The 22,582-nt window shown below is 65.0% G+C and carries 19 protein-coding genes and 1 tRNA gene; 14 read left to right on the top strand and 6 right to left on the bottom strand.

Annotated elements, in window-relative coordinates; genetic code table 11:
• Positions 1-206 precede the first annotated feature (206 nt).
• Positions 207-1,877, bottom strand: coding sequence for a class I SAM-dependent methyltransferase (locus tag ABS761_RS13465; RefSeq protein ID WP_350408853.1), 1,671 nt, complete (start codon positions 1,875-1,877; stop codon positions 207-209).
• Positions 1,878-2,261: 384 nt separating this feature from the next.
• On the opposite strand from ABS761_RS13465, the gene ABS761_RS13470 reads away from it, so the two are divergent.
• Together ABS761_RS13470 and ABS761_RS13475 are read left to right on the top strand one after the other, a co-directional pair.
• Positions 2,262-3,920 (top strand): flagellin N-terminal helical domain-containing protein, encoded by a 1,659-nt coding sequence (locus ABS761_RS13470; protein WP_350408854.1) that lies wholly within the window; start codon positions 2,262-2,264, stop codon positions 3,918-3,920.
• 344 nt (positions 3,921-4,264) lie between these two features.
• Entirely contained in the window at positions 4,265-6,667 is a 2,403-nt protein-coding gene (locus ABS761_RS13475) for a glucose/quinate/shikimate family membrane-bound PQQ-dependent dehydrogenase (RefSeq protein WP_350408855.1), read from the top strand.
• 24 nt (positions 6,668-6,691) lie between these two features.
• Here ABS761_RS13475 and ABS761_RS13480 read toward each other — a convergent pair whose 3' ends face one another.
• Complete coding sequence (locus ABS761_RS13480; protein WP_350408856.1) at positions 6,692-7,576, bottom strand: NAD-dependent epimerase/dehydratase family protein; 885 nt, start codon at positions 7,574-7,576, stop codon at positions 6,692-6,694.
• A 189-nt stretch (positions 7,577-7,765) separates the two neighbouring features.
• Between ABS761_RS13480 and ABS761_RS13485 the strand changes: the two genes are divergently transcribed.
• The 9 genes from ABS761_RS13485 to ABS761_RS13525 all read left to right on the top strand — a co-directional run bounded on the left by ABS761_RS13485 (position 7,766) and on the right by ABS761_RS13525 (position 16,058).
• Positions 7,766-8,815, top strand: a complete 1,050-nt coding sequence (locus tag ABS761_RS13485) for a Gfo/Idh/MocA family protein (RefSeq protein ID WP_350408857.1) — start codon at positions 7,766-7,768, stop codon at positions 8,813-8,815.
• Positions 8,816-8,951: 136 nt separating this feature from the next.
• A complete protein-coding gene (epsC, locus tag ABS761_RS13490; protein WP_350408858.1) occupies positions 8,952-9,872 on the top strand; it encodes a serine O-acetyltransferase EpsC in 921 nt (306 codons plus the stop codon).
• Positions 9,873-9,895: 23 nt separating this feature from the next.
• A complete protein-coding gene (locus ABS761_RS13495) occupies positions 9,896-10,900 on the top strand; it encodes a magnesium and cobalt transport protein CorA (protein ID WP_350408859.1) in 1,005 nt (334 codons plus the stop codon).
• Between the two features lie 101 nt (positions 10,901-11,001).
• The gene (locus ABS761_RS13500) at positions 11,002-12,009 is read left to right on the top strand and encodes a zinc-binding alcohol dehydrogenase family protein (protein WP_350408860.1); all 1,008 of its coding nucleotides are present in this window, start codon (positions 11,002-11,004) and stop codon (positions 12,007-12,009) included.
• Positions 12,010-12,123: 114 nt separating this feature from the next.
• Positions 12,124-12,807 (top strand): hypothetical protein, encoded by a 684-nt coding sequence (locus tag ABS761_RS13505; RefSeq protein WP_350408861.1) that lies wholly within the window; start codon positions 12,124-12,126, stop codon positions 12,805-12,807.
• Positions 12,808-12,922: 115 nt separating this feature from the next.
• Complete coding sequence (locus ABS761_RS13510; RefSeq protein ID WP_350408862.1) at positions 12,923-13,339, top strand: PAS domain-containing protein; 417 nt, start codon at positions 12,923-12,925, stop codon at positions 13,337-13,339.
• Positions 13,340-13,518: 179 nt separating this feature from the next.
• Positions 13,519-14,619 carry an NAD(P)-dependent alcohol dehydrogenase gene (locus tag ABS761_RS13515; protein ID WP_350408863.1) on the top strand — a complete coding sequence of 367 codons (1,101 nt, stop codon included), beginning with the start codon at positions 13,519-13,521 and terminating at the stop codon, positions 14,617-14,619.
• 375 nt (positions 14,620-14,994) lie between these two features.
• A complete protein-coding gene (locus ABS761_RS13520) occupies positions 14,995-15,354 on the top strand; it encodes a cupin domain-containing protein (protein ID WP_350408864.1) in 360 nt (119 codons plus the stop codon).
• Positions 15,355-15,455: 101 nt separating this feature from the next.
• On the top strand, positions 15,456-16,058 hold the full coding sequence (locus ABS761_RS13525) for a helix-turn-helix domain-containing protein (RefSeq protein ID WP_350408865.1): 603 nt from the start codon (positions 15,456-15,458) through the stop codon (positions 16,056-16,058).
• 75 nt (positions 16,059-16,133) lie between these two features.
• On the opposite strand, the gene ABS761_RS13530 is transcribed toward ABS761_RS13525, so the two are convergent.
• Positions 16,134-16,209, bottom strand: a tRNA-Ala gene (locus tag ABS761_RS13530).
• Between the two features lie 259 nt (positions 16,210-16,468).
• On the opposite strand from ABS761_RS13530, the gene ABS761_RS13535 reads away from it, so the two are divergent.
• Both ABS761_RS13535 and argG read left to right on the top strand, forming a co-directional pair.
• Positions 16,469-17,692: an alpha/beta hydrolase family protein gene (locus tag ABS761_RS13535; RefSeq protein WP_350408866.1), complete on the top strand. Its 1,224-nt coding sequence runs from the start codon at positions 16,469-16,471 to the stop codon at positions 17,690-17,692.
• Between the two features lie 59 nt (positions 17,693-17,751).
• Positions 17,752-19,095, top strand: coding sequence for an argininosuccinate synthase (argG, locus tag ABS761_RS13540; protein WP_350408867.1), 1,344 nt, complete (start codon positions 17,752-17,754; stop codon positions 19,093-19,095).
• A 25-nt stretch (positions 19,096-19,120) separates the two neighbouring features.
• On the opposite strand, the gene ABS761_RS13545 is transcribed toward argG, so the two are convergent.
• Entirely contained in the window at positions 19,121-19,429 is a 309-nt protein-coding gene (locus ABS761_RS13545; RefSeq protein ID WP_350408868.1) for a DUF3579 domain-containing protein, read from the bottom strand.
• A 205-nt stretch (positions 19,430-19,634) separates the two neighbouring features.
• Here ABS761_RS13545 and argF point away from each other — a divergent pair, with 205 nt between their 5' ends.
• Entirely contained in the window at positions 19,635-20,576 is a 942-nt protein-coding gene (gene argF, locus ABS761_RS13550; protein WP_350408869.1) for an ornithine carbamoyltransferase, read from the top strand.
• A 107-nt stretch (positions 20,577-20,683) separates the two neighbouring features.
• Here the strand turns inward: argF and rpsT are convergent, their stop codons facing one another.
• Both rpsT and murJ read right to left on the bottom strand, forming a co-directional pair.
• Positions 20,684-20,947 carry a 30S ribosomal protein S20 gene (gene rpsT, locus ABS761_RS13555; protein ID WP_350408870.1) on the bottom strand — a complete coding sequence of 88 codons (264 nt, stop codon included), beginning with the start codon at positions 20,945-20,947 and terminating at the stop codon, positions 20,684-20,686.
• A gap of 75 nt (positions 20,948-21,022) precedes the next feature.
• Positions 21,023-22,579 carry a murein biosynthesis integral membrane protein MurJ gene (gene murJ / locus ABS761_RS13560; RefSeq protein WP_350408871.1) on the bottom strand — a complete coding sequence of 519 codons (1,557 nt, stop codon included), beginning with the start codon at positions 22,577-22,579 and terminating at the stop codon, positions 21,023-21,025.
• Positions 22,580-22,582 lie beyond the last annotated feature (3 nt).

The raw sequence follows: 22,582 nt of genomic DNA on the forward strand, positions 1-22,582 counted from the left end.
GGGCACCCTCGCATGAATGGGGAGTGCCCATCATGGCCGAGGACGCCGCCCCATGGACGTTCAAGTGGGCTGTTTGGTCACTGCGAGAAGTACGGACTGGCTGGAGTCGATGGCGCAGGCGAGAGCGCCCTCGGGGGTATTTGAAAGAGGGCGGGCAATCGGCGAACCGCCGGTGCCCTTGAAGGTGCGGGCGTTGCCGATGCCGCCTATTGCAGCAGCGCCAGGCGTTGCAGCAGGTCCAGCAGGTTTTTCACCAGGGTGCCGGCCTTTTGGTCCAGGTTGCGCTGGCCCTTCAGCGAGCGGCCGTCGTTGTCGGGCACGATGCCCTGGCTGAGCGCGTCGCGCAGGATCGTCGCCAATTGCTTGCGGCTGTGGCGTCCGTCGATGTGCGGTAATAGCCAGGCCTCGGCGTCTTTCAACTGCAGGTTGACCGTCTCGTGCCACAGCGTGAAGATGCCGACGCCGAACGCGGGATCGCGTTGCGCCTCGAAGATCACCTGAAACCCTGGGATCAATCGGGGAGGCTCCGCCTCGTCGGCGGCTTTCGTCGCGTCATAAGGCGAGGGCGTGAGCAAATAGCACAGCATGTTCAGCCGGAACAGGGTCCGCAGGGCGGTTTGCAAGGCCTCGCGCGCCGCTTCGGGGCTCTCTGGCAGGTCGGCGCGCATATTGTCCAGTAACTCGTCGGTCGTCAGGCTGGATGGCCAGTGGCGGCTGAGAGTCTGGATCACACTCAATATCGTGGCGTCGTTGCTGTGGAGGGGGTGCTGGCGGTGGTTGCGGAAAAAACGCACGCCCGCCGGCGCCTGGGCTGGGGGTTCGGTTTCAATGAAAGAGCCCGCCCAACGCAGATCCCCCAGCCGCTCCATGAGGGGGGCGGCTGAGAGGTCGCCGGCGCGCGCTTGATGCACGAGCAGGCTCTTGCGGAAATTCCGTCCGACCGCGAAATCGAGATACTGCTGGCGCATCTCGCGCGGCTGGCCCAGGGCGACCAGATTGTGGTTCAGGCGGGTCTGCGCGCCGTAGGTTTCCCCCAGCTCGGACTGCGCCTCGGCATCGCCCACGTGGGTCAAGCCGAATTGGTCGGCCAGACTGACGAACTCGAGCAGGTAGCAGGGGTTGTTATAGGTTTCCAGGTGTTCGTGCGCGATGTAATAGTCTGATTGTTGGCGCAACTGCTGGACGGCCGCCCGCAGGGACGAGGCCAGGGGGTTGCTGGGGGCGATCCCTTCGGACAATAGGTTCAGCATGGCCTTGGCCGCGGGCAGTCTATCCTCGTCGCGCGCCACGCTGTGGCTATGCAGCAGCATCGCGTCGCGCACGATATCGCCGGCCTTCCAGCCCGGATAGGTGTTGTAGCTGATATAGCCGACCCCGTCCGGCGCGAGATTGTCACGCAGGATACGCATCATGGCCTCGCGGACCTCATGCGGTACCCAACTGAATACCCCGTGCGCGATGATGTAGTCGAACTGCCCGAAGTCCGGCGTGATATCGGTCAGGCTCATCGCGCGCAGTTGCAGGTTTTTCAGGCCCAGCGTGTCGATCAAGCCTTGTCCGTGGGCGATCTGCACTGGCGACAAGTCCACGCCCACGACCTGGGCCCCGGGATGGGTCAGCGCAAAGGGCAGCACGTTGCCGCCGCCCGCGCAGCCCAGCTCGAGCACCCGCGCGTGCTCCAGCGTCGGGGCCTCCAGGCCATACAGGTGGGCGGCGGCGCGCAGGTGGCCGGGCGCGGCATACCAGAAGGCGTTCGAGGTATAGACCTGGCGATCATAGTCCTCGGCCAGGCCTTGATTGGCGTCGGACAAGCCGGTCGATGCCGAGTCAGGATCGTCGAACGGGCGATCGGCGCGGGTGTCCTGTGTGGAATTCATGTGAGATCCTGGGATGGCCGTGGCGCCGGGTCTCGGGGTGCGGCGCCAGAGGGCGATCATCGAGGTTGGGGGAAACGGGCCAGTCCCTAGCATACGGGCTCGGCGTCCATCGGAAAGCGGGGAAAAAGCCTGGAAAAGGGGGCGATGGCGGGCATATGCCCGCCGAGTGCGGCTGCGGCGGCAGGTTCGCACACGTCGCCCCGAAAAACCCGTGGCCCCTCATCCCAGGGACATGTGGGCGGGTCGCCGTGGATGTCGCCGGTGCGTGCGCGCCCTAAAGTTCCCTCCCTCATATCCGTAAATGCGGCAGAACAGGAGGTCACTCGGTTTGTCATCCTGGGCAATCAGCGCGAATCCTGCGCCACACACATTTAGGAGTCTTTCATGGCTGTTATCAACACGAACTACTTGGCTCTGGTTTCCCAGAACAATCTGGTCAGGTCGCAGAATGCCCTGGGTTCTGCCATCGAGCGCTTGTCGTCCGGCCTGCGCATCAACAGCGCCAAGGATGATGCCGCCGGTCAAGCCATCGCCAATCGCTTTTCCGCCAATATCCGGGGCCTGACGCAGGCCAGCCGCAACGCCAACGACGGCATCTCGATCGCTCAAACGACCGAAGGCGCCCTGAACGAAATCAACAACAACCTGCAGCGCGTCCGCGAGCTGTCGGTGCAGGCCGCCAACGGCTCGAACTCGGCCTCCGACCTGAACTCCATTCAGGCGGAAATCGATCAGCGCCTGGAGGAGATCGATCGCGTATCGAGGGAAACCCAGTTCAACGGCCAGTATGTGCTCAGCGACACGGCGGGCAAGCTGAAAATCCAGGTGGGCGCAAATGACGGCCAGACGATTGAGGTCAACTTCCGCACCATCAACAGCGCAGAGCTGGGCCTGGACGGCTTCAACATCAACAACAAGGATGTTGCAAACACCGCCGCCGCCAAGCAAGACCTGATCGATGGGGGCTTCACCTCGACGGCCGGGGCGAATGGCACGACTGTTTGGAGCAAGGATACGACGGTTGGCAATGCTGTAGCGACGGCTGCCAACGTCATGGATAGCCTGGTGGATACGAGCTCGGTGACTTATACCGGCAGCACGGCGAACGGTCTGGGTGTCGCGGCCAAGGGCGACAGTTATATCTACAATGCGGCGACCGAGACCTTTACCTTCAGCGCGGACGGTGCCGCCGATACGGATGTGGCGACATACATCACGACAGCCGCGACCGCCGCTGGCGGTTCCATCAGCATCACAGCCAATATCGGCGGCAAGGATGCGGTGGCCATCGTCGAGGCAGGTGGCAACCTGACGGCCGAGAACGGCCAAGTGTTGTACCTGGATGCAACGGGCAACCTCACCACCAACAATGCGGATGGCGACCCTCAAGCGACAATTGGCGATCTGACCACCGCGATTCAGGCCTCGGGTACGAGTACCATCACCCTGGGTGGCACCAAGTTCGCCGGCAACACCGCTACGATCGATGTGACGGGCGCCACGATGAGCAAGGCGGCGATGGCGGCCGAAGACTTCTCGACGAGCAACGGCTACACGGTTACCGCCGGTACCGTGACGCAGACGTCCACCGGAGCAGCAATGCGCTATAACGCGGCCTCCGGTTTGCTGACGACAGAGGCGAGCACCGTCACGACGACAACCTATTACGAGCAGGGCAACGGCATGATCACCGATGGCCAAGGTGCTCAATTGTATAAGGATGCCAGTGATGTCCTGACCTTTGACGCGGCATCCGCGGGTACGGCGAATGCCAACCCCCTCCAGGCGCTGGATGACGCCTTGGCGGACGTCGATTCTCTGCGCAGCGAATTGGGTGCCGTGCAGAACCGCTTCGAGTCCACGATCGCCAATCTGACCAACACCATTACCAACCTGTCGGCCGCCCGGTCGCGCATCGAGGATGCCGACTATGCGGTGGAAGTCTCCAACATGACCCGCGCGCAGATCCTGCAGCAGGCCGGCACCTCGGTCCTGGCGCAAGCCAACCAGGTTCCGCAGACCGTGCTGTCGCTGCTGCGGTAATTCTTAGGGTGCGGGATGTTCCAGGCGGTTCGCTTATCGGGTAACGGGTATCTGATTCGCTTGGAACAGCCTCTGCGGTGAGCCCTACGGTAGTCAAGAATACGCTCTGATCAGTCTCAAACTGATCAGAGCGTTTTGATATGATTTCCCTTTGCCTCTAAAGGTGGATACGCTCGGGGCCACCGATTTTGGACGCCCGCGTCGGATGACCTTGTTGCCATCGCGAAGCTCGGCCTTCTGAACCCCTTATGGACTCGTAGCAATTCGCCCCCTCGCCATTCAGGTGTTCGTGTCCATCCCCGTGATAGAGTGGTCGCCATGCCTCACGCGCAAGGATGACTCCCATGGATTCGACCCATCGAAACAGGGGCGTGGCCCAAACCCTGGGCTGGATCGTTCTGCTTCTGATCGCGCTTTTTTCCCTCCTGGGCGGCGCCTGGCTGGCAGTGCTGGGCGGCTCCTGGTATTACGCGGCACTGGGTGTGGCGCTGTTGCTGAGCGTATGGTTTCTGAGGCGCGGCCAGGCGACGGGCTTATGGCTGTACGCGCTGATCCTGGCGGCCACGCTGGTCTGGGGGCTGTGGGAGGTCGGCGCCGATTTCTGGGCACTGGCGCCGCGCTATGATTTGCTGTTCCTGCTAGGGCTGTGGCTGCTGCTGCCGGCGGCCACGCGCGGGTTCGTGTCTCCGCGCCCCGCCAAGACCGCCATGGGCGTGGCGATGGTGGCCATGCTGGTGGTGCTGGGCTATGGCGTATACGACGATCCGCAGGAAATCGACGGCGTGTTCGCCCGCGCCCAGCCGGCCCAGGCACAGGCGGTGCGCGGCGTGGCGGACGAGGACTGGCCGTCCTATGGGCGCACTGAGGGCGGGGTGCGTTATTCGCCGCTCACCCAGATCAATGCCGGGAACGTCAAGGACCTGCAAGTGGCCTGGGTCTATCACACGGGCGACTTCCGGGGCGAGAATGATTCGGGTGAAACCACCAATGAGGTCACGCCGATCAAAGTCGGCGACACGCTGTACCTCTGCACGCCGCACCAGTTCCTGGACGCGCTGGATGCCGCCACCGGCCGGCGCTTGTGGCGCTTTGATCCGCAACTGAAGGCCGACAAGTCCTTCCAGCACTTGACCTGCCGCGGCGTCGCCTATCACGACGCGGGCAATACCGAGCGTTTTCCGGCCAGTCTGGACAAGGCCGGGGGGCCTGCCTCGACCGTCTGCCCGCGCAAGGTGCTCTTGCCCACCAATGACGGGCGCCTGATTGCGGTGAATGCCGATGACGGCCGCAAATGCAGTGATTTCGGCAAGGACGGCGAGATCGATCTGCAGAAAAGCATGCCCCATGCCTACCCGGGGGGGTATAACCCGACCTCGCCGCCGGTGGTCACCGCGACGACCATCGTCATTGGCGGATCGGTGACGGACAATTTCTCCAATCAAGAACCGTCCGGCGTGATTCGTGGCTACGATGTGCGCACCGGCGCGCTGAAATGGGTGTTCGACACCGGCGCGGAGAATCCCAACGCCATGCCGGGCGAGCACACCGAGTTCGTGCATAATTCGCCCAACGCCTGGGCGCCCTTGGCCTACGACGCGCAGACCGATAGGGTCTACGTCCCCACCGGCGTGGGCACGCCCGACATCTGGGGCGGCGACCGCGGCCCCCTGAAGGAACGCTACGCAAACGCCGTCCTGGCGCTCGATGCCGCCACCGGCCGCCTGATCTGGCATTTCCAGACCACGCACCACGATCTGTGGGACATGGATGTTCCGGCGCAACCCTCGCTGATGGACGTGCGGACGAATGATGGCCGGACAGTGCCGGCCATTTATGTGCTCACCAAGACCGGCAATGTGTTCGTGCTGGACCGCCGCAGTGGCGAGCCCGTCGTGCCGGTGGCGGAAAAAGCCGTGCCGCAACGCGTGGCGCGGGGTCCGCAGACCCGGGGCGAGCATTACGCGCCGACACAGCCGTTCTCGGCGCTGGATCTGGCCCCGCCTGGCACGCTCACCGACAAGGATATGTGGGGGGCCACGCTGCTGGATCAGTTGGTGTGCCGCGTGATGTTCAAGCGTCTCAACTACGACGGCATCTACACGCCGCCGTCCGAAAACGGCACGCTGGTGTTTCCCGGCAATCTGGGCGTGTTCGAGTGGGGCGGCATGTCGGTGAACCAAGACCGCCAGGTGGCGTTGATGAACCCGATCGGCCTGCCGTTCGTCTCCAGACTCGTGCCCGAGGATCCGAACCGTGCCAGGGGCGAGGGGACCGGCACGGAAAGCGGCGTGCAGCCGATGTACGGCACTCCGTACGGCGTGACGATCAATCCATTCCTGTCGCCGCTGGGCCTGCCTTGCAAGGCGCCCGCCTGGGGCTATGTGGCCGGCGTGGATTTGCTGAGCAATCAGGTGGTCTGGAAGAAACGCATCGGCACCATTCGCGACAGCCTGCCGCGGCTATTCCAGTTGCCGCCGCTGAAGATCGGTGTGCCGGGTTTGGGTGGACCCATCTCGACCGCAGGCAATGTGATGTTCGTGGCCGCCACCCAGGACAACTACTTGCGCGCCTTCGACGTGAGCAGCGGCAGCCTGTTGTGGGAGGCGCGCCTGCCCGCCGGTGGCCAGGCCACGCCGATGACTTATGCGGCGGGCGGCCGGCAGTATGTGGTGATCATGGCCGGCGGCCACGGGTCGTTTGGCACCAGGATGGGGGATGACCTGGTGGCTTTCGCCTTGCCGGATTGAGTATCCGGTGCGGCGCGTGACGGGTCATGACGGGGGCGGGAGGCGGTGCGCCGCCCACCCGGCGAGGCAGGCCGCGTATCCATCCGGCGCGTTCGGCCACGCGGGCGTCCAGCCGCTGGCCCGCAGCCGCGCATTGGACAAACGCTTGCCGCTTGCCGGCCGGGCTTGTCGGGTGGGCGGCGGGCCGCCGGCCAGGCGCGCGATGGCGTCGTACAGCTCCGCGGTCGGCAGGGGGCGATCGTCCGTGCCGATATACAGCGGCCCGGGGTCGGCCATGCTCAGCAGGTGTGCGCAGGCCCGTGCGGCATCGTCGATGTGTATCCGATTCGCCCAGTGGCCCGGGCCGCCGGGCGCGGCGATCGTGCCGGCGCGCAAGCCCTCGGCCAGGCGCAGCCGGCCTGGTCCGTACAGGCCCGACAGGCGCAGGACGACCCCGACGCCCGGCCGCAGGGCGGCGTGCAGCGCGGCCTCGGCACCCAGCAGCGCCCGCGCGCGGAAATCGGTATTGTCCGGCGGCGTATCCTCGTCCACCCAATGGTCGGAAGGCCCCCAGACCGCGGAAGACCCCACCAGCACACAGCGCCGCAGCCGCTCGAGGCCGCCGGGCGCCAGGCTGTCCAGCAGCCTGGGCAGTCCTGAGGGGTAGACCTCGGCATAGTCCGTCATGGTCCGGGTGTCGGGCGACGGGGCGTACAGGATGTGGGTGATCCCGGAAAATTCCGGCGCACCCAGAAAGGACAGGCTCTCGCGGTGGCGCAGGTCGGCCGCATGCCAGGCAATGCCCCCGTCGCCCGCTGGCGGTGCCCGGCGGCGCAGCCCGATGCACCGCCAGCGGGCCGGATCCAGCATTCCCGCCACGCGCGCGCAGAGGTCGCCGCCCACCAATAAAAGGGTATTCCTGTCGGTCATTGGCATTCTTGCGTGGATAAATGTGCATTATGGACGAGGCCGTGGCCTGGCGTGCATGGGCGGGTGAAACGGCTGTTTCGCGGGATCGGCGGGCACGGGATTGCGGGCGCGCGCCGACTTGCATTACCGTGCGGGTGTGCGCCGCTTTGCGTGGCGCCGTTCCTTTTGAACCCGACAGGTGATCTAAGCATGAGTATGGCTTTCCGTTCCTCCGAGCCTTTGCGTCTCGGCATTCTGGGCTGCGCCAATATCGCGCGTCAGTTCACGCGCGATGTGGCGCCCAGCGCGGCGGTGCGCGTCGTCGCCGTGGCGAGCCGCAACGCGGACACGGCCGCACGCTTTGCGGCGGACACCGGCATCGGCCGCCATGTCGGCAGTTATGAGGCGCTGCTGGCCGATCAAGAGATCGATGCGGTGTATATCCCCCTGCCCAACAGTCTGCATGCGGCCTGGACGATCCGGGCCGCCGAGAGCGGCAAGCACGTCCTGTGCGAAAAACCGCTGGCGCTCGGCCGAGCCGAGGCGCAGGCCATGTTCGAGGCGGCGCGCCGCCATGAGGTCATGTTGCTCGAGGCCTACCCCTATCAGTTCCAGCCTCAGACCGCCGACATGCTGGCCTTGCTGCGCGACGGGGCGATCGGGTCGGTGCGTTCGGTGCAGGCGGTTTTTGGTTTTCCCCTGCTGGGCGGGAATACGAATATCCGCATGCAAGCGGAATTGGGCGGCGGCTCGCTGCTCGACGCCGGCAGCTATCCGCTGAGCCTGATCCGGTGGGTGATGGGCTGCGCGCCCAGCCGCGTGCGCGCCGACGCGAGCTGGGCCGCGACGGGGGTGGACATCAGCATGAGCGGCACCTTGTTTTACGCGGACGGCCGCCGCGCCCAATTCGCCTGCGCCATGGACGTCGCCAATCAGCGCCGGGCGACGATTGCCGGCACCGAGGGGACGATCGATACGGAATTCCTCAATCACACCAGCGATGGGGCCGGCGACCATCCCCACGGCTATCAGCCCAGCCAGTTGCGCGTGCGCCGGGGCGGCGCCGGGACGATTCCGTTCGAGGAGGTCCGGTCGCCGTCGGGCAGCGGGTTCCGTTTCGCAGCCGAGGCGTTCGCCCAGGCCGTGGCCAGCGGGGATGTGGCCTTGATCCGCCGCCACGCCGAGGCCAGCCTGGATACCGCCGCCACCCTGGAGGCTCTGGCGGCCAGCGCCCGTGAGGGCCGGGACGTGGCGCTCTGAGTCCGCCCGGAGGGCGGGACTGCGCCAAGGCCCGGACCGGGTGGCCTTACACTATGGCGCGCGCAGGCGCATTTTCCTGCGGAAAAATTCCGGGCTGGTGGCTCCCCGCGGGCCGCGAGCAATAGGATCATCCGATATGGCCAGTTTCAATGTGACGGGTGTTGTGCATGCCCTCGACGGTATCCGCAGCGCATGGCGTGATTCACAGCGGCGCGCGCGCGAACCGGATGCGCGTGAGTTTCCTTCGCGCAATGCGGTGGCGGAGGCGGTCGAGGCCCTCAAGGGCGTGCTGTTCCCGATGCGCCTGGGGCCGGTCGACCTGCACCACACCAGCGAGAATTTCTATGTCGGGTATACGCTGGACGCCGCCCTGAACAGCTTGCTGACGCAGGCGCACCTCGAGCTGCGCTACGCCTCCCGCCTCGAGCCGGCGGACGATGCCTTGCTGCAGGCCAGGGCCTTCGGGGCCATCGATCGGTTTGCGCAAATGTTGCCCGAAATCCGGCGCCAGCTCGACCATGATGTGCTGGCGGCCTACGGCGGCGATCCCGCCGCGACCAGCGTGGACGAGGTTCTGCTGTGCTATCCCGGGGTGCTGGCCCTGATCCATCACCGGCTGGCCCATCCGCTCTACACGCTGGGCCTGCCTTTGCTCGCGCGCATCATCGCCGAGCTGGCGCACAGCCAGACGGGGATCGACATCCACCCTGGTGCGCGGATCGGCGATAGCTTCTTTATCGATCACGGGACCGGGGTGGTGATCGGTGAAACGGCGGTGATCGGCAACCGGGTGCGCATCTATCAGGCCGTGACCCTGGGCGCCAAGCGGTTCGCCACCGACGCGGAGGGTCACCTGGAAAAGGGCGGTCTGCGCCACCCGGTGGTCGAGGACGACGTGGTGATCTATGCCGGCGCCACCATTCTCGGGAGGGTGACGCTGGGCAAGGGCGCCGTGATCGGCGGCAACGTCTGGGTCACCAGCAGCGTGCCGCCCGGCGCGAGCATTACGCAGGCGAATCTGCGCCACGCCTTGTGCACCGATCCGTCGGGCGAGTAAGCCCTGCAACCGCGAGTCCGCCCATGACACCCCATCCGTCCGCTGCCGAGCTTTTTTCGCAATCCGTGGTGGCGTCCGCCTGGTACGTCAAGGGTCAGGCGCCCCGCGAGGTCGGCTTGGCCGAAATCGATGCGATCGCCGCGGCGGGCGAGGGCCTGTTGTGGATCGGGCTGAAGGATCCGGCCGACGACGTCTTGAAGGAGGTGGGCGCGCGGCTTGGCCTGCCTGGCCGGGCCATCGATGAGATCCTCTCGCCGCACCGCAGGCCCAAGAGTATCGAATACGAACGGCTGACGCTGATCGTGGCGATCACGGTCGAGGTGCTCCGTGACAAGCCCAGTTTTGGCGATACCCAGATCCTGATCGGTCCCGGCTATCTGCTGACGATCCGGCGTCATTTCAGCGCGTCGTATCGGGAATTGCGGGCCTTGCTGACCGAGTCCCCCGAGCTTTTCGAGCGTGGCAGCGATTATGTGGCCTCGGCGCTCCTGGATCTCATGGCCGATCATTATGTCGCGGCGCTTGCGCGGCTGGAGACGCGGGTCGAAGGGATCGAGCACCAGTTCCTGCTCGAAGGGTTTCGCCAGAAGGATATCCATAGCCTGTATCGTTGCCGCCGGGACCTGCTGCGCATGCATACGGTGATCGTGCCGATGGTGGAAATCTGCCGTCGGCTGGCGCGGGTGGATACCCGCAATATCAGCGCCGACAGTCGCGGCTATTTCGGTGAGGTGGCCGACCGTGTCCAGCGCGTGGTCGAGTCCGTCGACAGCCTGCGCGAGGCCCTGGCCTTCGCCTTCGAGGCCAGCATGATGCTCAGCCAGATGCAGCAGACCGATATCACCCGCAAGCTGGCCGCCTGGGCGGCCATACTGGCCGTGCCGACCGCGGTGGCGGGGATCTACGGCATGAATTTCCATGATATGCCCGAGCTGAGCTGGACCTACGGCTATCCGGCGGTGCTCGGGGCGACTTTTACGGTATGCGGCTTGCTGTATTGGAAATTTCGCAGAATCCGGTGGCTCTGAGCGCGGCCGTTCGCGCGCGGCGCGCCCGTTCACCGGGGCGCGGGTATGCGTTAGCATATTCCGGGTGTATGGGCACAGACTGAAACAACGAGGAGGGCGCTTTGAAAGCGATTGCTTATGTGGACTGCCTGCCGATCGAGGACGATCGGTCCTTGTTCGATATCGAATGCGCCGTCCCCGAGCCGGGCGAGCGCGATCTGCTCGTCCGGATCGAAGCCGTGGCCGTCAACCCGCGTGACGTCAAGAGCCGCAGGACGCTGCGGGGCACGCCGCAACAGCCGATGATCATTGGCTATGACGCGTCCGGGGTGGTCGAAAAAGTGGGGCGCGGCGTGACCTTGTTCGAGCCCGGCGACGAGGTATTCTACGCCGGGGTGACCGATCGCCCGGGATCGAACGCGCAGTTCCAACTGGTCGACGAGCGCATCGTCGGGCACAAGCCGGTGTCGCTGGATCACGCGACCGCGGCCTCGCTGCCGTTGACCTCGCTGACCGCGTATGAAATGCTCTTTGATCGCCTGGAGGTGCCGCGCATGGCCTCGCCGCGGCGTTCGGTATTGATTCTCGGCGGTGCGGGCGGCGTGCCGTCCATGGCCATCCAGTTGGCCCGCGGCGCGGGGCTGACCGTCATCGCGACCGCCTCGCGGCCCGAAAGCGCGGCCTGGGTGCGCGAGCTGGGCGCCGATCATGTCATCGATCATCGCCAGCCCTTGGATGCACAGATCCAGGCGCTTGGGCAGGGGACCGTTGATTACGTTTTTTCCAGCTACACCAGCGCCCGCGCCTGGGCGGAAATCGCCCGGGTGATCACGCCCCAGGGTCGGTTCGGCCTGATCGATGATCCCGAACCGCTGGATTTGCGCCTCTACAAACCCAAGAGCGTTTCCATCCACTGGGAGGCGATGTTCACGCGGCCCATGCAAAATACGCCCGATATGGCGCGCCAGCACGACATCCTGGACGAGGTCGCGCGCCAAGTGGACGCGGGCGAGCTCCGGGCCACGGCCACGCGGAATCTGGGCGCGATCAACGCGGCGAACTTGCGCGCGGCCCATGCCTTGATCGAAAGCGGGCGCACGATAGGGAAAATCGTGCTGGCTGGATTCTGAGCCCGCTGGCGGGGTGGGCAAGATCCGGATACAAATGAGCCGATTGCTTGCTGCTTTCGTGCTCTCAAAGCCGTTATCGTGACATGCATCGACATGTCTGGAACGGAGATCAGGATGCGGGCTTGGGGATGGCTGTGGTTGGTTTGCGGATGCTTGGCCTCGAGCGGCGCACTGGCGGCGGCGCAGGCGACGGTGCGGGCCGGCGACCGGACGCTGACGGTGGCCTTTGACGGCCCGGATGCGCGGGTCGATGTGTCCGGTGTCTCGCAGGGCTATCTCCTGCTGCGCGACGAGCGTCTCTATTCAGTGATGCGGATGAACGGCAGCCCCATGGTGATGGATGCGCAGGCGGCGGCCGGGCTGCTGGGCGGTTTGGCCTGGAAGCCATCGGCGGAGATGGTCGGCGCGCTGACCGCGCTCGAGCCCACGGGCGAACGCCAGACCGTCGCCGGGCGCGCGGGCGAGGTCTATAGGGTGTCGTACCGCGATCTCGAGGGGCGGGAGCGCAGAGGACAGGGCGTGCTGGGCCGGCAGCCCGAGGTGCGCGAGTTGACGCGAGTCCTCGGGCGGATCGCCGAGCGCCTGCAATCCGCCACCCAAGCCCCGGGACAGGGCCTGGAGGAGGTCACGCGCGCGCTGGGGGATCGCGGGCTGGGGGTCCTGTCCTATGGCTCCGAGTTTCGCATCGAGACACTGACCGTGGCGCCGCTCGCGTCCGGTTACCTGGACCTGCCGGCGGCGCCGGCGCGCTTGCCCGATGACGTGGGGCAGTGGTTGCGAGGTCTGGGCGCCCGTTGAGCCGCTGGTTTGCCCTTCGGGCCGCGCCAGCGGTATAACAGGCTCGAGCGACAAACACCGGATCCGGCGCGTTCACCGCGTGCGCGACAAACGCGCGCCTTTTCCAGGAGACACTATGAGCGAGGCCCCCGCCTTGGCCGAATGGATCATCGAACAGACATCCGACGCCCTGATCTATGCGGACCGCGCAGGCAATATACGGCGCTGGAACCGGGCGGCCGGCCGGCTGTTCGGCTTTGATGCGGACGAGGCCATGGGCGGCAGCCTGGACCTGATCATTCCCGAGCACCTGCGCGCCGCCCACTGGGCCGGCTACCGCGCCGCCATCGACAGCGGCAGCCTGAGACTCCAGGGGCTGCCGACATTGACGCGGGCGGTGGGCAAGGGTGGCCACAAGCTCTATGTCGAGATGACCTTTGCCCTCGTCAAGGATTCCGGCGGCGCGGTCGTCGGTTCGGTCGCCATGGCGCGTGACGTCACCGAGCGGATCGAAAAGGAGCGTACCGCCCGCAAGGCGGCGGGCGCCGCCTAGTGTCCGGTACGGTTAATCCGAACAGGGCTCTAGGTCAGAAGCCTGCCCTGTGCCGGAGACGGCCTTCCGTATCGATTTCTGATCTGGCGCAATAAGCTGTTCGCGGCAAACCGATACCATGGAGCCATCGTTCGCGGGTGGATGCATTCACGAGCCCGCCCCATGGAAGGAGAGCCCCAATGACCGCCACAATGAAAGCCGCCGTATTCGTCGAGCCCGGCCGCATCGAGCTGACCGAAAAGCCCATCCCCGGGGTCGGCCCCAACGACGCGCTGATCCGCATCACCACCACCACTATCTGCGGCACCGACGTTCACATCCTCAAGGGCGAGTATCCGGTCGCCCCGGGCCTCACGGTCGGCCACGAGCCAGTGGGGGTCATTGAAAAACTCGGCAGCGCGGTCAGCGGCTACCAAGAGGGCCAGCGCGTCATCGCCGGCGCCATCTGCCCGAATTTCGGCTCTTACGCCGCGCAGGACGGTGTCCCGTCGCAGGACGGCAGCTACCTGGTCGCCTCCGGGCGCTGCGGCTGCCATGGCTACAAGGCCACCGCCGGCTGGCGTTTCGGCAACCTGATTGATGGCACCCAGGCCGAATACGTGCTGGTGCCGGATGCGCAGGCCAACCTCGCGCCGATACCCGACGGTCTCACCGACGAGCAGGTGCTGATGTGCCCGGACATCATGTCCACTGGTTTCAAAGGGGCGGAAAACGCCAATATCCGTATTGGCGACACGGTAGTCATCTTTGCCCAGGGGCCGATCGGCCTGTGCGCGACCGCCGGTGCGCGCCTGCTGGGCGCGACCACCATTATCGCGGTGGATGGCAACGAACACCGCCTGGGCATCTCGCGGCGGCTGGGCGCCGACGTCACCCTCGACTTTCGCACCTGCGACGTGGTCTCCGAGGTGATGAAGCTTACCGGCGGCCGTGGCGCCGACTCGGCCATCGAGGCGCTCGGCACGCAAATCACCTTCGAGCAGGCCCTGCGCTGCCTCAAGCCCGGCGGCACGCTCTCGAGCCTGGGCGTGTATTCGCAAGATCTGACAATTCCGCTCGATGCCTTCGCCGCCGGCCTGGGCGACCATCGCATCAACACCGCCCTGTGCCCCGGCGGCAAAGAGCGCATGCGCCGGCTGATGAATGTCATTGCCGCCGAACGCCTCGATCTCGGAGCCTTGGTCACTCATCACTACGCCCTGGACGACATCGTTGCCGCCTATGACCTGTTCGCCAACCAGCGCGACGGCGTGCTAAAGATCGCCATCAAGCCGTCCTGACCGCCAGGCGCCGCCGCCGGCTGGTCGGGGTCATGCCCCTAGTATCCAGGGGCCGATCCTCGCCGGCCGGGCCGCGTCGGACACGGACCGGCGGCGGTGACCGAGTCCAGGTCCACCTGCAGTATTGAGCAAAAATCCGGGTAAACACTAGGGTTAATATTCATTGATGCGATAATTTATATTCCTTAGCATGGCCTTCATTCAATGGAATTGAAATTCTGCGATAGAAGACCATGTAGCAAACCAGTGCCTGAATGTCGGTGCCCTGCAAGTTGCATAAATGAGAGCCAAACTATCCGCGACGACAGCCTAATGGCGTTGCATGGGGTCCTGATTGGCCAAATTTAAACTTTTAACCCTATTGGAGGATTCGCAATGGCGACAGGTTCACTGGTTGTTTTCGATAATCTGCTTGGTGCCATCGAGCCGCTTACGCAATTTCCCGGCGGATGGAGCGTGATTGATGGCCGCCCCGAGGCTCAAAACAGGAAGGTATATACTCCCGGCGATCCGAACATGGTCTCTGGAAAGTGGTCGTGTTCCCCCGGGAAATTCAGCTTGAATACAGTGGTCTGGGAATTCTGCCACGTCATCAGCGGCAAATGCATCATTACCCCGGAGGGCGGCGAGCCTCAGACGCTTGAGGCGGGTGGTACATTTATAGTCGAGAAAGGGTTCCGCGGCACTTGGGAGGTTGTCCAGACCATGACCAAGTTCTACGTCGTGGCGCCATGATGCCATGACGGCTCGAGGGTGGCGGCGAATCGTTCACCCTCGCAGGCAGCGCCGCGCTTTCTCACTGGCAAACAAGCTTTTTTCAGCGGAATGACTTCATCATGGCGCTGGCCGAGAAAAAGTTGGGCTTGGATACCTCACCGCTGGACTCTCTTGGTTTTTACATTCGAAGCACGAGAGTCGAAATGGGGATGACGCTCAATGACCTTTCAAAGCGGGCGGGTGTCTCGGTTGCCATGCTGAGCCATATAGAGCGATCCCAGGTGTCACCCTCGCTCAAGACTCTCGACCGCATCCGTGTGGCGCTCGGTGTGCCGCTGTCCAGGTTTTTCAGGAGCGAGGACGCGCCTCGTGACACGGGCAAGACGATCGTCATGAAGGCGGATGAGCGGCCAAAACTGTCGTTTGACGGCATCGGCCTTGTCAAAGAGCTCCTTTCACCCAACCAGGGTGGCAGCCTTGAGGTTTTCATGCTGGTCATCCAACCCGGCGGCAGCTCTGGGAACGAGCCTTGGACTCGCACCGGGGAAAAAGCGGGCTTGGTTCTTTCGGGGCATTTTGATCTTGTCGTTGGGCCCGAGAGCTGGTCGCTGGACATGGGGGACAGCTTCCAATTCGACAGTAGCGTGCCCCATCGTTTTCAAAATAACGGCACCACAGAAGCACGTGTCCTGTGGGTCATCAAATCCGACGCGCCGGTGTAGTGACGATGGCCGTCCCGGAACGAGGCGCCACTGCACCAAAAAAACGCCTGACTGAAAGCAGTCAGGCGTGTATTCTGGTGGAGACGAGGAGGATCGAACTCCCGACCTTCGCATTGCGAACGCGACGCTCTCCCAGCTGAGCTACGTCCCCGAAAGACAGCAATTCTAGCAGATTCCAGATGTGGTGTGGGACAGGCTATGGGCCAGTGAACCGTGGATGCCTGATCGGGCGGTTCGCTGATCGGGGGCGTGTTCATGGGCGGGATTCTTGTGGGAATTCGCCAGAACAGCGTCGAATTAAAGTAGCATATGGTCACAGTCGCAGACGGGCGCCAGTGGTGTGGAGGCGAGTCGCGGCCGAGCGTGGGAACCGATGACCGACAGGCCGGCGCACGGCCTGGGGAGGGGGAATGGCTGAGGCTCTGGAGCGCGGGCATACACGGGTGCAGGGGTTTCGCGACCCTGAGATGGATCACCAGCTCATGCGGCAATTGGGTTCGGTGCGATACGGTGGCGCTTCGATCGGCGAGTGCCTGGCGGCGGCGTCGCGGATTCGCGATGCTGATCCGGCCTCGTGGATCGAGGTTTTTTCCGAGGCGGGCTGGCGCCAATCAGAGGATGCGGCGATGCGGGCGCGCAATGGACACGCGATCAGCGCCCGGGACCAATATCTGGTGGCCTGCAACAGCTATCGGGCGGCGGAATATTATTGTCCGGTGGACGATCCCCGCCATCGGGAATACGGCATGGCCAGCCGCCAGTCCTTCCTGTGGGCCATGCAATGGGACGAGGCCTCGTGCGTGGAGCTCTGGTTCTCGCACGGGGGGCTGCGCCTGCCTGCCTACCATATCCGCGGCGCGCGCGGTGCCGGCGACCGCTTGCTCATGATCGTCAGCGGATTCGATGGCACGCTCGAGGAAACGTATCTCGCGTATGGCCGGCCGGCGCTCGAGCGCGGCTACGATCTGCTGCTGTTCACCGGGCCGGGCCAGATGGACGCCTGGCGTTTCAACGAGGCCAGCCATTTTGCGCCGGACTTCGAGGGCGTGGGACACCAGGCGGTGGACTACGCCCTGGCCCAGCCGGGCATGGATCCGCGCCGCCTGGCCCTGATGGGCATCAGCTTCGGGGGATATTTCGCGTCCCGCATCGCGGCGCACGAGCCGCGGATCCGGGCGCTGATCCCCAACTCGCCGATCACCGATCTACATGCCTACATGACTTCCTTCATCGGACTCGATCCGGCGACGCTGCCCGAGTCGGACGATTTCAGGGTGGCCGACCTGGACCACATTCCCGATGCGGTGATGAATGCCCAGACGCGCGCCATGTCGCGCAACCTCATGCTGCGCTTTGGTCAGCCGACGTTCAGCCAGACTTACCGCCGCATGCTGGATTTCAGGCTGAGCGCGGACGAATTGGCCGCGATCCGCTGTCCTTCGCTGGCGCTGGTGGGCGACGGCGAGGGGGCCGAGCCCTTGCGGCAGTGGCAGGTGTTCCAGGACATGGTCGGCGGGCCCTGCACGCCCCGCCTGTTCACCGCGCTCGAGGGGGCCGATGCCCATTGCCAGGTGAGCAACCTGTCCTTGTCGGCGGCGGTTTCGATGGATTGGCTCGACGAGATTCTGGGATGATGCGGGGCCGGCGATATAATGCCCGATTGACTTGAACGCATGGACTTGCCGGATTTCACATGAGCACAACCATACTCGAAGACCTGCCGATCGGGCAGAAGGTCGGCATCGCCTTTTCCGGCGGGCTGGATACCAGCGCCGCGCTGCTGTGGATGCGCAACAAGGGCGCGTTGCCCTATGCGTACACAGCCAATCTGGGCCAGCCTGACGAGCCGGATTACGACGAGATTCCGCGCAAGGCCCTGAGCTATGGCGCGCAGGGCGCGCGCCTGATCGATTGTCGCGCGCAGCTCGTGGCCGAGGGGCTTGCGGCCTTGCAGTGCCATGCCTTTCATATTTCCACGGGGGGCGTGACGTATTTCAATACCACGCCGATCGGGCGCGCCGTGACCGGCACCATGCTGGTCGCCGCCATGAAAGAGGACGACGTCAACATCTGGGGCGACGGCAGCACCTTCAAGGGCAACGACATCGAGCGCTTTTACCGCTACGGCCTGCTAACCAATCCCGAGCTGCGCATCTACAAGCCCTGGCTGGACCAGCGTTTCATCGACGAGCTTGGCGGTCGCGCCGAGATGTCCGAGTACATGCGAGAGAACGGCTTCGACTACAAGATGTCGGCGGAAAAGGCCTATTCGACCGATTCCAATATGCTGGGCGCGACCCATGAGGCCAAGGATCTCGAGCATCTGGATTCCGGTATCCGCATCGTGCAGCCCATTATGGGCGCGGCGTTCTGGCGCCCCGAGGTCGAGGTGGCTGCCGAGGAGGTCGCGGTGCGCTTTGACGAGGGCCGCCCGGTCGCCCTGAATGGCGTCGAGTACGACGACTTGGTCGAGCTGATGCTCGAGGCCAACCGGATCGGCGGGCGCCATGGCCTGGGCATGAGCGACCAGATCGAGAATCGCATCATCGAGGCCAAGAGTCGCGGCATTTACGAGGCCCCGGGCATGGCGCTGCTGCATGCGGCCTACGAGCGCCTAGTCACCGGCATCCACAACGAGGACACCATCGAGCAATACCGCATCAATGGCTTGCGCCTGGGGCGCCTGCTGTACCAGGGCCGTTGGTTCGATCCTCAGGCGATCATGCTGCGTGAAACGGCCCAACGCTGGGTGGCCCGCGCGATCACGGGCGAGGTCGTGATCGAATTGCGCCGCGGCAACGATTACTCGATTCTGGACACGCGCTCGCCCAACCTGACCTATCAGCCCGAACGCCTGACGATGGAAAAGGGCGCGTCGACGTTCTCGCCGCGCGACCGCATCGGCCAGTTGACGATGCGCAACCTCGATATCGTCGATACCCGGGCCAAGCTCTTTACCTACGCCCAGGCCGGGCTGTTGTCGGCATCCGAGCAGTCCGCGATCCCGCAGATCCGGCAGGACGCGAATTCGAAGTAAATAGGGGCGGCGCGCGGCGGGCCTGTTATGGCTCGCCCTCGTCCGATTCTGCGGTGTCGGTGGTCTTGAGCTGGTTGCTGTGCGCGAAATCGCAGACGAACTTCCAGGCCAGGGGTTCGATCTGACGCAGGCGGTGGTCGACCACCACGCAACGCACGCCGTCGAGCAGGCGCGGCATGACGTAAGGCGAATAGCTGAGGGGGCTGGGCACCGAGCCCTCGGGCCGGAATTGCGACATGACGCCCGCCAGCCGTTCGGCCCAATCGCTGGGCCGGAACCGCTGGCCCTCCAGGGTGATGCCGTGGATGATGAGGTGCGGGACAGGGTGAGTCATGTGGTTTCCAGGGACAAAGCCCGCCCTTGCGTGTCGTTGGGCCATACCAAGGCTGACAGCCTCTTTTGGAGGCGGCAAGCCGGGGCTCGGCAGGAGGGCGTTTTCTTGGGCGTGCGAGGCGACCTTCGCCGCGCATTGTATCTGATTGGCGTTTTGCGCGTGTCGGTCGCCCACGGTAAGATGCTCGTTTTAACCAGGGTTTCGTATGTCGGCCATCACCACTCCCGGGCCCTTGCGCCACTTTCTGCAGTTGCGGGATTTCTCCGAATCCGAAATCCTCTATGTGCTTGATCGCGCCCGGATCATCAAGGACAAGTTCAAGCGCTATCTGCCGCACCACACCTTGCATGACCGCAACCTCGCGATGGTGTTCGAGAAGGCCAGCACGCGCACGCGCGTGTCCTTCGAGGCGGGTATGTACCAACTGGGCGGCTCGGTCATCTACCTGACCACCGAGGGCTCGCAACTGGGCCGCTCAGAGCCCATCGAGGATACGGCGCGGGTGATTTCGCGCATGGTCGACCTGGTGATGATCCGGACCTATGAGCAGACCAGGATCGAGCGTTTTGCGGCGCATTCGCGCGTGCCGGTCATCAACGGCCTGACCAATGAATTCCATCCCTGCCAGATTCTGGCCGACATCCTGACTTTCATCGAGCACCGCGGCCCGATCCGGGGCCGGACCATCGCCTGGATCGGGGACGCCAACAACATGGCCTACACCTGGCTGCAGGCGGCCGAACTGCTGGGCTTCACCCTGCACGTCTCGGCGCCCGAGGGCTATCGCCTGGATCGGCGGCGCGTGGGCGCACAGCACGCCTCGACCCTGCGCGAGTTCGACGATCCGCTCGAGGCCTGCCGGGGGGCGCACCTGGTGACCACCGACGTGTGGACCAGCATGGGCTACGAGTCCGAGAACGAGGCCCGGCGCCTGGCCTTTGCCGACTGGTGCGTGGACGAGCGCATGATGGCCGCGGCGCACCCCGAGGCGGTGTTCATGCATTGCCTGCCCGCGCATCGGGGCGAGGAGGTCGCGGGCGAGGTGATCGATGGTCCGCAGAGCGTGGTCTGGGACGAGGCGGAAAACCGCCTGCACGTCCAGAAAGCCTTGATGGAGTTCCTGCTGCTGGGGCGCCGCGAGGATTGAAGCCGTTGCCGGCGGGGCGGGCCGTTGCGCGGGTCTCGCAGGCACGACAAAAAGGGCGCCTGGGCGCCCTTTTCAATGCGGCTGCTAGCGATGAGCCCGGTAGTGCCTCAGGCCAGGGCCTTGATGGCGGCCGAGAGGCGGCTCTTGTGGCGGGCAGCCTTGTTCTTGTGGATGATCTGCTTGTCGGCCACACGGTCGATGACGCTGCTGGCCTTTTGGAAGACCTCGTTCGCGGCGGTCTGGTCGCCGGCCTCGATGGCCTGGCGCACGCGTTTGATCGCGGTGCGCAGCATCGAGCGCATGCTGGAATTGTGTTTGTTGCGGGCAACGGCCTGGCGGGCGCGCTTGCGGGCTTGTGCGGAATTGGCCATGGAAATCTGTCGTTTAAAGTTGTGAACCGGGTAAGGCTTGCTGATGCTAAACCAAGCAAAGACGACAAGTGTATATTAAGCGCGTTTTCGTGTAAAGTCCGCGAGCCGAAATCCGAATAAAAACAAGGCGCTGAAATAGAGGGCGACGGCCGCGCACAGCACGCCGGCAAGCCAGGCCGCGCGCAGGCCGGGCGTGGCCGCCAGCGCGATCCAGTCCAGGTGCCGGTCGGCTGCGAGCAGCACCGCCGCGAGGACCGCCAGGGCCGGCAGCAGGCGCAGGGTGAATCGCCCCCAGCCCGGCAGCGGCGTGTACAGGCCACGCCGGCGCATCAGCAGGGCGAGGCTCAGGGCGTTGAGGGTGGCGCCTAGGCCGATCGACAGGGCCAGGCCGGCGTGCGCCAGCCAGGGCACCAGGACGAGATTCAGGGCCTGTGTGGCCACGAGCACCAGGATCGCGACCCGCACCGGTGTACGGATGTCCTGTTTCGCGTAGAAGCCCGGTGCAAGAATCTTGATGGCCAGCAGGCCCAGCAGGCCCACGGCATACGCCATCACGGCCAGGCGGGTCTGCGCCACGTCGGCCGCGCTGAAGGCGCCATAGTTGAACAGGACCGCCACCAGTCCGTCGGACAAGAGTGCCAATCCCAGCGCCGCCGGCAGGCCCAGCAGGAACACCAGGCGCAAGCCCCAGTCCAGCAAGGCGTTGTAGCGGTGCTGGTCGCCGCCGGCGTGGGCCGCCGACAGGCTGGGCAGCAGCACCGTTCCCAGCGCCACGCCCAGCAGCGCGGTGGGGAATTCCATCAGGCGGTCGGCAAAGGATAGCCAGGTGACGCTGCCGGGCGCGAGCCAAGTGGCGATATTGGTGTTGATCAACAGTGAAATCTGGGCGACCGACACGCCCAGGATGGCGGGCAGCATCTGGCGCATGACGCGCCGTACGATGGCGTCGCGCCAAGCGGCCCGCAGTCCCGCCCCGTAGCGCGGCAGCAGGCCCAGGCGCCCCAGGGCGGCCCACTGCACCGCGAGCTGCAGGATCCCGCCGATCATCACGCCAATGGCCAGGGCATCGATGGGCCGGGCGGTGTGCGGCGCCAGCAGCAGGCTTGCGCCGATCATCGACAGGTTGAGCAGCACCGGGGTGATGGCCGGCACGGCAAAGCGGCTATAGGTGTTGAGCACTCCCGAGGCGAAGGCCACCAGCGACATGCAGATGATGTAGGGGAACATCAGCCGGGTCATCCAGGTGGCGGCCTCGAATTCGGTGGCGCGCGCCGCGGTGCGCATGCCGCTGGCCATGGCGGTCACCACCCAGGGCGCGCCGACGATGCCCACCAGGGTGACCAGGGTGAGGACGGCCAGCAGGACCAGCGCGACGTGGTCGAGGAGGCGTCGAACGCTGTCTTGGTCGCCATGCTTGCGGACCTCACCCAGGATGGGCACGAACGCCTGCGAGAATGCCCCCTCGGCGAACAGGCGCCGCAGCAGGTTGGGGATGCGAAAGGCGACCCAGAAGGCGTCGGTCAGCGGCCCCGCGCCGTAGACGCTGGCGATCAGGATGTCGCGCAGCAGCCCGGTGATGCGAGAGAAGAGGGTCAGGCCGCTAATCGTGGCGGCTGATCGCAGCAGGCCCATCCG

This window comes from Castellaniella sp. GW247-6E4 (genome assembly GCF_040276065.1).
Classification (GTDB): Bacteria; Pseudomonadota; Gammaproteobacteria; order Burkholderiales; family Burkholderiaceae_B; genus Castellaniella.